Source organism: Paraferrimonas sp. SM1919 (assembly GCF_010993985.1).
GTDB lineage: Bacteria > Pseudomonadota > Gammaproteobacteria > Enterobacterales > Shewanellaceae > SM1919.
Genome location: NZ_WINH01000019.1, coordinates 42,392 through 54,608 on the forward strand (window position 1 = coordinate 42,392; position 12,217 = coordinate 54,608).

At 42.4% G+C, this 12,217-nt stretch carries 11 protein-coding genes; 4 read left to right on the plus strand and 7 right to left on the minus strand.

The annotated features are described in order from the left end of the window. Positions 1–10: 10 nt before the first annotated feature. Entirely contained in the window at positions 11–238 is a 228-nt protein-coding gene (locus GFB48_RS12445) for a DUF350 domain-containing protein (RefSeq protein ID WP_163936134.1), read from the plus strand. 34 nt (positions 239–272) lie between these two features. On the opposite strand, the gene GFB48_RS12450 is transcribed toward GFB48_RS12445, so the two are convergent. The 7 genes from GFB48_RS12450 to rnb form a co-directional block, all read right to left on the minus strand. Continuing rightward, complete coding sequence (locus tag GFB48_RS12450; RefSeq protein ID WP_163936137.1) at positions 273–998, minus strand: YdiY family protein; 726 nt, start codon at positions 996–998, stop codon at positions 273–275. Positions 999–1,047: 49 nt separating this feature from the next. Further along, complete coding sequence (locus GFB48_RS12455) at positions 1,048–2,286, minus strand: hypothetical protein (RefSeq protein WP_163936140.1); 1,239 nt, start codon at positions 2,284–2,286, stop codon at positions 1,048–1,050. Then, on the minus strand, positions 2,286–2,990 hold the full coding sequence (locus GFB48_RS12460) for an ABC transporter ATP-binding protein (protein ID WP_163936143.1): 705 nt from the start codon (positions 2,988–2,990) through the stop codon (positions 2,286–2,288). Before GFB48_RS12460 ends, GFB48_RS12455 begins: the two co-directional genes overlap by 1 nt. Positions 2,991–3,003: 13 nt before the next feature. Beyond that, positions 3,004–4,230: an ABC transporter permease gene (locus GFB48_RS12465; protein ID WP_163936146.1), complete on the minus strand. Its 1,227-nt coding sequence runs from the start codon at positions 4,228–4,230 to the stop codon at positions 3,004–3,006. Continuing rightward, positions 4,230–5,465: an FtsX-like permease family protein gene (locus tag GFB48_RS12470; RefSeq protein WP_163936149.1), complete on the minus strand. Its 1,236-nt coding sequence runs from the start codon at positions 5,463–5,465 to the stop codon at positions 4,230–4,232. The genes GFB48_RS12465 and GFB48_RS12470 overlap by 1 nt, the downstream gene beginning before the upstream one ends. Continuing rightward, on the minus strand, positions 5,462–6,226 hold the full coding sequence (locus GFB48_RS12475; protein WP_205597735.1) for an outer membrane lipoprotein-sorting protein: 765 nt from the start codon (positions 6,224–6,226) through the stop codon (positions 5,462–5,464). The genes GFB48_RS12470 and GFB48_RS12475 overlap by 4 nt, the downstream gene beginning before the upstream one ends. Positions 6,227–6,391: 165 nt before the next feature. After that, a complete protein-coding gene (gene rnb / locus GFB48_RS12480; RefSeq protein ID WP_163936152.1) occupies positions 6,392–8,359 on the minus strand; it encodes an exoribonuclease II in 1,968 nt (655 codons plus the stop codon). A 131-nt stretch (positions 8,360–8,490) separates the two neighbouring features. Here rnb and GFB48_RS12485 point away from each other — a divergent pair, with 131 nt between their 5' ends. From GFB48_RS12485 to GFB48_RS12495, 3 genes are all read left to right on the plus strand, one after another. Next, complete coding sequence (locus GFB48_RS12485; protein WP_163936155.1) at positions 8,491–9,516, plus strand: isoaspartyl peptidase/L-asparaginase family protein; 1,026 nt, start codon at positions 8,491–8,493, stop codon at positions 9,514–9,516. Between the two features lie 199 nt (positions 9,517–9,715). Continuing rightward, positions 9,716–11,539, plus strand: coding sequence for a DUF3413 domain-containing protein (locus tag GFB48_RS12490; RefSeq protein ID WP_163936158.1), 1,824 nt, complete (start codon positions 9,716–9,718; stop codon positions 11,537–11,539). A 67-nt stretch (positions 11,540–11,606) separates the two neighbouring features. Further along, positions 11,607–12,215: a DUF1080 domain-containing protein gene (locus tag GFB48_RS12495; protein WP_163936161.1), complete on the plus strand. Its 609-nt coding sequence runs from the start codon at positions 11,607–11,609 to the stop codon at positions 12,213–12,215. Positions 12,216–12,217 lie beyond the last annotated feature (2 nt).

Genomic DNA, 12,217 nt, shown 5'->3' on the forward strand with positions numbered 1-12,217 from the left:
GGTAACTAAAATGCATGGAAATGTCTTTAATCAAAGCTTAGAGTTTATGTTGATTAATCTAGGTTATGCAGTGGTATGTTTATTTGTCAGTGTGATTGCTTTAATCGTTATCGATAAAGTTATCTTTAAAGAGATTGATTTTATAAAAGAAATAAAGAATGGTAATATCGCTGCTTCTTTATTTCAGTCGGTGTTATTATTTTTCATAGGTTATGTGGTCTCATCGTCATTAAATTAAAAGCCAACTGAGAAGCCGCTTTAAAGCGGCTTTATTAAAACTTATAAAGCAGGGTTGCAGTGGTTTCAGTATCAAGTGTTTTTAAGGTCGAATTTTGTTGGGAAGTGTATTTAGCGATTACCGCGAGTTTCATTGCTAAAGAACCAATAAGATTTGCTGATACTGAGGTTTCTGAGCGGCCATCAATTTGACTGCCCGCATCAATAATTAATTGTTGGGAGAAATCTGCGGTTTCACTGATGTTCCATTTATAGGTTAAGGCAGCATGAGCTAGAAATTGATGTTGATTGGCTTGGTTTTGCTCGAGGGTATATTGAGTATACTGATAACCTGGACCAATTTCTGCAAATAAACTGTGCCGTGATGCTTCGATCAATTCAGAGCCCCATCCAGCAGACACTAAAGTTTTCGATTCATATCCTGCAAAATCATCACTGCGATAAGTCAAATTAGCAAATAAATATTTTTGGTCATCTGTCAATTTACGGTTGGTTTGCAAAAGCGTTCGAAAGTTTCTTGCTTTAGTGACGCCAGCATCGCGGCTATATAAGCCTTCAATTAAGTATTCATTTTTCCAATCATCAAATTCTTGAAACAGGTTAAATTTGCCTTTAAAAGATGCCGTTTCAGTATTGCCTGTGGTCAGGGTTCCCCCTAGTTCCGCCTCACCGCTAAACTCAGGAATAATGCTAGTATCAAAAAGCTGGGCCCATAAAATTTGACTGTGAAATGTTAGTAATACAAAAACAATTATTCGCATGATGCTATTTCAATCCTTTTTTGAATTAGTATGAGTAACTGATTTTAGACTAAAAATACCAAGCGAGTTGTAATTGTATGGACGCTTCATATGATAAAAAAGGGCCATTAGTGGTAATGGGAATGCCACGATATTCACTGCCTTTAGAGCCAATCGGTGCGTTGCTGGCAAATAACAGCTGGCTGTTTTGAGTCAAACTGTAATGACTGGCAAATTGCAACAGGGCAGAACGGTCGTTAATGTTATAAAACAGGGCTGGAGTAATATTCCAAAGTGGACTGGCTTCAATCATTAATGAGCTGGCGAGATAGTTTTTACCCAGTGTAAATACTTCACCTGCTTGAATACGGCGTAATAAATCAGGGTTCAGCTGCAGCTGGGAGAAACTATAGCGACTACCGGATAAGCCAAAACCGTTATGGTAAAACTCCACACTGGCACTGATGTTTTTTGTCAGCATATTAAAGCTATAGAGCCAATTTAGCACGGCACTGACTGAATGGGTGCTGGCTTGGGTGTACACAACATCTGCTTTAACAACAGACTCGCCTAAAGCGGATATTAGACCGACACCAAAGACATTATCTTGGTAATGCTTAGCAGCCAGTAGGTCAAATTCAAAGTTGTTCCAGAAGCCATGGTATTTAATCGCCAAAGAGGCCACCTCAGCGGTTAATTTACCATTATCATCACGGCGAAAAACATACAGGCTCTGGATATCATCGCCATCATCATAAAGATATTGACCATATAAGAGGTCGTCACCGGTTTTATATTCTTTATCGACAGCGCTTGGGGAAAATGGGTTAAATAAGTCCATAGGGTTGAACATTAAACCGTTACCCCATGACACCACCTGACGACCGAATTTAACCACGGTATTATTACTGCGGTAACTGATGCTTGCTCTATCTAACCTGTGCTGTATGGAGTACCGCTGACCAGACATTAAGCTGGCGCTAAGGTCAAACAGTCGATGCTGATCACTAATGGGCGTTGCCGCAATGGTGTTGTTGGCGTTCTGATGTTGATAGCTGTCACCCACTTGAGTGATCAACTGATAAGCCCCCTCAAACCCAAAACTGCCCTGAAAGTGATCAATATTGACCCTAGAAACAGTATTAAAATCAAGGCTTTTACCCTGGTTAATAGGGTAATAGATACTGTCTTGGGCATAACTGCTGTATAGTCCCAATGCTTTAATGTGACCATTAATTTGGGCGGTTACTAAATGGGGACTCAGCAGTAAAATAACCAAGGCGACCAATTGACGATAATGACATTTCATCAGGCTATGTCACTTAGATTTTCAGTAGGTAAATCACTGACTATTTGGCCATCTTGCATATGTACTTGGCGTCTAGCAATATTCATGATCCTGTTATCATGAGTGGCTAATACGACAGTAATATTATGTTTTTGATTGAGTGTACTGATCAGCTTCATTAGGCTCAGTGCGCTGGCAGAATCAAGGTTTGCTGTCGGCTCATCGGCTAATATTAACGCTGGTTTCGATACAATAGCTCGGGCGACGGCCACGCGCTGTTGTTGACCACCCGAGAGTTCACTGGATAAGCGCTTTTCTAGCCCTTGTAAGCCGACTTCTTTGAGAATTTGCTGTGCTCTTTGGCTTCTCTCAACAGCATTAACGCCCTGTGCTTGCATAATAAATTCGACATTTTCTTGAGCGCTTAAAACGGGAATTAAATTATAAGACTGAAAAATAAAGCCAATATCGTGCAGTCTAATGTTCGCGAGTTGATCTTTGTTGAGCTTAATAATGTCTTTGCCATTGATTTCCAGTTTGCCTGAATCCGGAGTCAACAGCCCGCCAAGCGCATTGAGTAAGGTTGTTTTCCCCGAACCTGAAGGGCCACTTAAACAGAGAAACTCACCTTTTTTGATTTCAAGGTTGACCTTATCTAGGCCTTTTATTTTGACACCACCTTGCTCGAAGGTTTTGGTTAAGTTTTGGCAGCGGATGCTGGACATAAAGACTTCCTTGTTAATGTTTATTAAGTGCCACGATAGGGTCAAGTTTAGCAGCGCGAATAGCGGGCAATAGGGCAGCTAACATCCCCATAATAATGACAATGGCATTAGCTGTATTTTGATCAGACTGCTTAAGTGTAGGGATAATAGTAGTTTGTAGACCGGCCATTTCCATCCCTTCACTAAAGGCACTAAAGTCAATACCAGTGGCTAAATAGTCAAGGTGAGCCAGTCCAATTAAGTTGCCTAATGATAATCCTATAATCAGTAATAACAGTGATTCAATCAGCAGGATATGCCTGATAAAGGCTGATTTTAGTCCCAGTGCCTGAAGTAATCCGATTTCTCTGGTACGTTCAAATATTGCCATCACTAAGGTGTTGGCTAAACCAAATGAGAGGGCAATAAAGATTATGATGATCATGACTAAAACCATCCCATCCATCATCGCGAGCATAGAATAGAGGTACGCTTGTAAAGTCTGCCAAGATTGCACATCAGCTTCTAGGTTAAGACTGTTTACATAATTATGTAGAGTTTCGGTGTGGGCGATGCTATGGCCAGCAATCGCAATTTCAGTGACTTGCTGGGTTAACCCCAACATTTTTTGCAAGACTCGCTTATCCACATAAATAATGGCTTCTTCTTCAGCTTTAGGACTGGTTTGATAAATGCCGCTGATCTTAAAGCCTCGTTCGCTGATGTCATTATCAGTACTCTGGGTCATTAACACGACACGTTTGCCTAGTTTGGTTTCAAGTAGCTGGGCGAGTCTCTGGCCGATGATGATGCCATGGTAATTTTGCTCATCAAAATATTGCCCTTGAGTAATACTGTTAGGGTTGAAACCAATTAAGGGTTCGCGCTGGTGATCGATAGCAACGATCATCACCCCGCGATTATCTCGCTCACTAGCAATAATGCCATTGACTTCTATGCGAGTACTCCAGCTTTTAATCAAGGGATGACTTAACTTATTAATTAAGTCTAAGTCTGGTTCCATTATGGTGTGATTGATGACCGGATCCGCTAGGTATTGGCGATGATGAATTTGAACATGGCCAGGCAGTTTGTTGATCCCTTGAGTCAGCATAGAATCGACCATACCGCGCATGAAAGCGGTCATAAATAACATCGCCCATACACCGATTATGATGGCGCTGAGCATAATTAAGGTGCGCCGTTTATTTCGCCATAGGTTACGCCAGGCCATGGTTAAGGCAATGGTGAATGTTTTCATTATGATATCGCCTTCATTGCTTGTAACGGTTCAAGTTTTAAAATTTTCAGCGCAGGATAAAGGGTCGCCACTACTGTTCCCAAACAAACCAATATTGGACCAGTTAAAATTGAAATGATATTGAGTGTCGGGTAAATGGTGTCATCCATATGAAATTTTTGGGCCATTTCTTCCATTCCGCTAAATTGTAAACCATTGATCACGAAGTAGTAAGTTACAAGAGCGCCAATAGTAACGCTTATCACAAGACCAAGCAGTGCCATCAAGATGGATTCCAACATCACTAGCTTAGATAATCTTAATGGTTTAAAACCGAGTGCTATTACCGTGCCAAACTCTCGAGTACGCTCCAGCACCGACATAAGCTGAGTATTCATCACGGAAAAACATACCAAGATCACTAACACAAAATAGATCACCGCATTAGAGGCCAAATCGGCTTGAATGGATTGCTTAACTCCCGGTTGCAATTGATCCCAATTGAGGGCGACAACATCAGCATGTGGTACAACTCGTTGCTGCAGTTGCTGTTGAATGCGCTCGGCTTGGGAGGCATTGGCTCCGGTGACGACAATCGCATTGCTCAAGCTTTGTTGATTGAAAAACGTCTCCCTAAAATATTCCAGCGGCAGTTGCGCCAGATTACGATCGATGTCATTGACGTTGGTTTGAAAAATGCCAATAACGGTTGTTACACCGGCGGCAAAAGAACCATCATCAGCATTACCAAGTAGGGTGATTTCATCACCAATAGCGACGTTGAGATTATCGGCAAGTACCGATCCAAGAATGATTTCTGCTCGATCAGGAGCACTGAAATATCGACCACTATGTAAACTTTGTTTCAGACTTGATACGGCGCCATCATATTGAGGTTCGATGCCGATAATTTTAACGCCTAAGGAGCGTTGTTCACTGGAGACTAAAGCAAAAGTTTCTGCACGTTGGGAAATATTTAACTCGGGCAAGGCTTGTCTCAAGCGTTGACTTAAGCGTTCGCTATCAGTAATGGCATTTCTTAGTTTCGGCTGTTGTAGATAATCAGGGTGTTGCAATTGTACATGCCCCGTGAATAGCTTTAATGAGCCCTCTATCATCATTTGGTAACTGCCCAATTGTAATGACAGCATAAAAATCAACAGTACATTTGAAAATACCATCGCGCCTACTGTAAGCCACGTCCGTTTGCGGTGACGCCAAAGATTACGCCACGCCATGTTTAGTTCAATATTCATGGGCGAGGATTTCTTAGATTAGAGAGAGTAAAAAGATGACTGTGTAATTCTATATCAAACTCTATGTCGAGGGTCTCTATCTCTGTCCACTGTTGCGGGTTTTCTTGATCTGTCATTCGTATTTTGGTGGCAACGGGGCGGCCCTGAATGGTTTTGATTTCATAGGCCTTCATTTCCCTGACTAGGAGGTTGTCTTGATCCCAAAATTGTTGCGATAACATCACAAAATCATCGCGGATCTGAATGACTTCCTTGCCCCAAACCACAGGTGCATCATCAAAAGGCGTGGAGGTGATGGTATAAACTTTATGGCCATCTTGCTCACTGATCCCATCTAATTGATGTTGATATTGGTCAATGATGTCGGTGGACTTACTGATGTCTTTATTGGAAAAATCACTGCCCATCCAACTTTGATTCATCATTGATGAGGGCACTTTGATCACACGATTGGCTTTGGGACTAAATGACCACATATTTTTATCTTTAGTTAAACTGGCATTGCCAACGTCTTTGGCAGGTTGTATGACTCTGACTAAGGTGTGTTTATCTCCTTGAGTCCAGGCTTTCATGGTCATTGAACGCTGCCAGTCACTGCGATGAATCGTCATCTTCATGGTTGCAATAGAGCTATTGCCACGATACCTTTGCATCGCGTTTTCAATGATGCTCTTGGGCTCTATTACTTCGCTAAAACCAGCACTACTGAAGCCCAAGCTAAGTAAACAAACTATCCTTATTATTGCCATTAAACCATTCATTGGCATCCCTTAAAATAATTAACAAAATCAGATTGTTATTATATTAAAGCGTTACTACAAGAATGTCATTATTGGACTTTGGGTTGTGCTTTGATTGGGTGATTAATAGCCATCTGTAATAAAAAAAGCGCCCTTGTGGGCGCTTGGGTAAGCGATGTCATCCTGTTAACTACTGAACACTTCGGAGGGCTTAGCGACAATTGCGCGATTATCGTGATTGATCTCATGAAGTTTTACTTTTATCAGATCACCAAGTCGGTAGAGAGTTTCTCCATCGACATTAACGACCCCAAGTTCCCGCTCAGCCAGTAAACGCTCTTTATTATCTAGGATCAGTGAACATGGGATAAAGACACTGGCGCCATTTTCAATTAAACGGGCACGGACACCAGCACGGTTAATATCGAACACTTCAGCGGTAAATTCGGTTTCAGCTTCGACTTCAGGTGCTAAAGTGCGGGCATACAACCAATCACCAATGGTGCGTTCGGCCATGCGGTTGAACTTAAGTTGGGCATTTAAGTTCTCGGTAATGCTTTCACAGGGTTTCGCCATCTCTTTATGACCAGAAATAAACGCTTTAATGAGACGGTGGTTGACCATATCGCCATACTTACGAATCGGTGAGGTCCAAGTGGCATAGGTTTCTAGACCCATGGCAAAGTGTGGAAGCGGCTCATTACCAATCTTGCCAAAGCTTTGCATTTTTCGAATACGGTTATCAAGGTAGCTCGATTCTTGCTTCGCCAGAACTCGGCGTAACTCGGCAAAGCCAGCAACTGTAGCGACTTGTTCATCACTAAACTCTTGGCTTAATTCAGTATTTACCAGCTCTACCGCACCTTTAATTTTGTCTTCTTTTAGGCCCGGGTGAGAGTTAAATACCCCAAAACCAAACTCTTCACGTAATAGCTTGCCGGCACAAATATTGGCACTAACCATAGCTTCTTCTACTAGACGATTAGCACTGCGGCGCATTTCGGCATGAATCGCGATAACGTCGTTATCTTCACTTAATTCAAAACGATAATCCGGACGATCTGGAAAAATAACCGCATTATTTTGTCGCCAACTAGCACGCAGAGTGGCCATTTTAGCCAAGGCATCAACCACTTGTTTAATCTCACCTTGTGCTTGCCATTGTGGGGAGCTGCCATTTTCTAGGTAGTCAGAGACATGGTCATAAACTAATTGCGCCCTTGATTGGATATTGGCGGCAAAGAATTTGGCATCATCGCCAAGGCTGCCATCGGTTTTAACTGTCACTGTGCAGCAAATTGCGGGACGTAGCTCGTTTGGTTTTAGTGAGCATAGATCATCGGCCAGGTCCCTCGGTAGCATAGGCACATTTCGGCCAGGCAGATAAATAGTAAAGGCTCGCTCAGCAGCCACCTGATCCATCTCGTCATCTTGCTTGATATAAGCGGTTGGATCGGCAATGGCAATGGTTAGTTCAATGTCACCACTCTCTAGCACTCGAGCATGAAGGGCGTCATCCATGTCTTTGGTTGAGGCACCATCAATGGTGACAAATGGCATTTGCGTTAAGTCGACACGTTCGATGCCATCTTCATCATTAAGCTGCCAGTTTTCAATGCCCTGGGGTTCAGCGTTTGGTAAATCATTTTGCGCTAGGGTCACCCACCACGGCGCAATTTTATCATCATGCTTAGCTACTAGCTTGCTGATTTCACAGAAAAAGGCTTTGTCGTCTGTTAATGGATGACGGCTTAAGTGTGCCACCACCCAATCCCCCTCTTGCAAGTCATCACTTTTTAGACCCACTCGAGTTTTGGCTTTAATGTTTAGCTTTTTCATTTGCGGATGATCAGGGGTGACCGCGAGCTTGCCTTTTTGTAACTTTACTCGTCCAATAAAACGCGTAAGGGAAGACTCTATCAGGGTTTCAGGTTCGGCCTGCTTTTTATCGTTTTCTTCACGGATAATGGCGCTGACTTTATCGCCGTGCATGACCTTTTTCATAAAAGGCGGCGCAATAAAAATAGACGTTTTTGAATCGACTTCTAAAAAGCCGAAAGCTTTATCTGTGGCTTTTACCGTACCTTCCTTCTTAGGGAGGTTTTCTTGAATTTGCTGCTTTAATTGAGCCAGTAATGGATTGTCTTGAAACATGCTTGCTACTTATTACATCTAAACTGGCGATACTATACCCAATTGCAGACTTATTGCCTAGGACAACAAGTAGAAAACAAGAGCTTAGGCTGATATAAATAAAGTGATAAATTGCTATAAGGATGTATACAATGAATAAATCAAAATTGAGTTTAGCGTTATGGTTAAGTGCAGTATTGGTCACTTCAGCTGAAGCCAAAGCGACCCCATTTGCCATTGCAATTCATGGTGGCGCTGGCACCATTAATAAAAATGAGTTCCCCCCAGAAAAACAACAAGCTTACAAAGATACTTTACAAGCTGCGGTTAATGCCGGTTATCAGGTATTAGCCCAAGGTGGTAGCTCGCAACAAGCAGTCATTGATGCGGTTATGGTGTTAGAAAATAGTCCTTTTTTTAATGCCGGGGTGGGTGCTGTTTATACCCATGATGAGGAGCATGAACTGGATGCTTCTATTATGCTTGGCCATAATCGTCAAGCAGGCGCAATTACCGGAGTTAAACGCATTAAAAATCCCATACTGCTGGCGAATGAGGTGATGCAAAATTCAGTTCATGTGATGTTGTCAGGCCAAGGCGCTGAAAACTTTGCGATACAGCAAGGTTACCAGCTGGTGGATAATTCAGTGTTCGATACCGAACATAGGTACCAAGCATTGCAACGGGCAAAACAGAAAATGTTGGCCAAAGATCAAAAACAGTATCAGGCTAAGCATCTGAATTTGGATAGCAACTATAAAATGGGCACAGTTGGTGCAGTTGCTCTAGATAAACATGGCAATTTAGCGGCGGCAACGTCAACCGGCGGTATGACCAATAAACGTTTTAACAGAATTGGTGATGCGCCAATTATTGGCGCAGGCACTTTTGCTGAGAATGACTCTTGTGCGGTGTCTGCTACCGGTCATGGTGAGTATTTTATCCGTTACAATGTGGCTGCGGATATTTGTGCTCGAGTTAAATACCAGGGGTTAACTATCGATAATGCGGCTAATCAGGTAATTCATGATGTATTGCTACCAGTTGGCGGTACGGGTGGGGTAATCGTTGTCGATAGCCAAGGGAATATTGCCATGCCCTTTAATACTGCGGGTATGTATCGAGCCAGTAAAAGTAGCACGGGTGAGACGCAAATAAAGATATTTAAAGACGAGTAAGTGAACATCCTTAAACGGTTAGCGACCAGCAATTAGCGTGGTCGCTGCATATTTTAATGGCCGGCGAGTTCCAATAAGCGATTACAGGGGCATCCTGCCTTAGTGGCAAGTGATTCAATTATTCCATTAATTCATAGAGTTAATACTATAATCAAATGAGGCAAGCGACTGAGTGCTCAAACAGAGACTGACCTCAAGTATGAATAACTTAAGACAATACAGTGACTTTATCTTCATTAATGCTTTGATGGCGATGGTGTGGGCCACTCGCTATTTTTTATACTTTCCCGATACCCCCTATGAATGGATTCAATCAAGTTACACGGTTGCAGCTGTGATTGGTCACTTTGCACTTTTAACCATACTGCTGGCGTTACCATTGTTGCTATTTTTGGCGCTGCCTAAAAAAGTGTTTGGCGTGCTGTCGAGTATCTGGTTTATATTGGCTTGGTCATTATTAGTGATTGATAGTACGGTCTATGAGTTTTATCGCTTTCATATCAATATGGCTATCTTGCAAATGTTTGCTGCAGGTCAGGTAATCGAAATTCCCTTGGTAGCTTGGTTAGCACTAGTTTGTGTGCTGCTCGTCGGCGTGGGGCTGCAGTATACTTTGTGGGGCTTTATCGATAAGCATCGAGCGCGATTTAAACGCTTAACTAAATATGGCTGGGTCAGCATTTTTGTTTGTATTGTCTATTCACAGGGTATAAGCATATGGGCCAATGCTACAGGCTATCAAAAAGTCAAAGTCGTTGATCTGTACTTACCACTTTATCATCCCACCACCGCCAACAGTTTATTGAGTGATTGGGGCTGGATTGATTTACAGGCGTTGCAACAAAAGCAGGCACAAGCTCCGCAAATCAAAACTAAACTGGCTTATCCAGTAAGGCCACTTGTGGTTCAACCCCCCCAGCACAAAACCAATATTATTTTAATCTTAATTGACTCATGGAGAATCGATAGTCTTAGCCAAGAGGTCATGCCTAATCTTTATAAAGCGAGTCAACAAGGCATAAGTTTTGCTAATCATATCTCTAGTGGTAATGCGACTCGAATGGGTACCTTCGGGTTGTTTTATGGGCTACCAGGGCCATATTGGAAACCTATTTTAGCCAATAAAAAGCCAACATTACTGTTAGATTCTCTGCAACAACAGGGCTATCAATTGGGTATTTTTGCCTCTGCACAATTGGCCTATCCTGAATTTAGCCAAACCATTTTTGCCGGTGTGGAGAATTTAAGAATGGGCTCTAACGGAGCCACCCCAGCAATAAGAGACCAGCAAGTCTTGCAAGATTGGCAGCGCTGGTATAGCCAGCAGAATAACCGCCATCATTTTTCATTTTTGTTCTTTGATTCGCTCCATGGTTATGACTTTCCAGATGATTATCAACATAAGTTTGAACCAATGTCTGATGCAAATAGCCCGTTTAATCGAGGTCCAGATGTGGACTCCACCCCCCTAAAAAATCGCTATTACACTGCAGCTCATTATGTCGATAACTTAATTGCGCAGGTGTTCGATACTTTGCGCCAGCAGGATAAGTTTGCCGATTCGTTGATAATAGTAACCGGAGATCATGGTGAAGCATTTAACGATTATGGCAAAAACTATTGGGGGCATGGCAGTAATTTCACCCCTGTACAAACTCGGGTGCCATTTATCGTTCTTGGGAAGCATGCCCAACAGTTACAACAGACATCAAAACAGCTGACAAGCCACTATGATTTGGTGCCGAGTATTATGCAGCAGTTTTTAGGGGTGACCAATGATCCTAAAGATTATTCGATAGGGCAAAACCTATTTACAAAAGGCGATGACAGGCAGTGGAATTTTGTCACGGATTACAATAATTATGGGCTGGTTGATGATGAGGGCGCATTCAGTATTAATGTTTCTGGGTTGTATCGTCATTATGACAATCAACATCAACCTCAAAGCGACAAAAAATTAGATTCTAAAAAAATGGCTTATATCATGGAAGTCATGTCTCGATTCCAAGCTAAGGAAAAATAGTTCTTGTGCTTGTGGCAGTGTTTTCAATAACATGGGTTATTGGAACTATTGTCACAAGGAATGCAAAATGTTTTTAAGGATGATTTTGGGGTTGGCACTTACTATCGGTAGCGGCTTTGTTTACTCGCAACAGTCGATAGAGTTATTTAACGGTAAAGACTTATCTAACTGGGAAATTATCAATGGTGGTCAATTTAGTGTTAAGCAAGGCTTATTAACCGTAAATAAAGGCACGGGTTGGCTCCGCTCACAACATGGCTATAGCGATTTTATCCTTGATATTAAATTCCGCTTTGTAGAGCCAGGGGCAAATTCGGGCATTTTTGTTCGCACCCAGCGCACCAGTAATAACGATGAAAACGGTTGGCCTAATAACGGCTACCAAATCCAAACCATGGACGCCCTTGATGGCCGCGCTCCCTTAGCGACCATGATCCCCTATGGTGCACCAGATTTTATTCACCTATCTAATCCAGATGCCCTTAAAAAAGCTTATGTGCCCGCAGGGCAATGGCATCAGTATCAAATTATTGCTAAAGGTGAAACCTTACAGGTCAAGCTAAACGGGGAACTGGTTACCCTAGCGGCAGACATTAAGCACTCATCAGGGCATATAGGTATTCAGGCTGAGCATGGTATTTTAGAGTTTGCCAGCATTGTTGTTACGCCACTATAGGG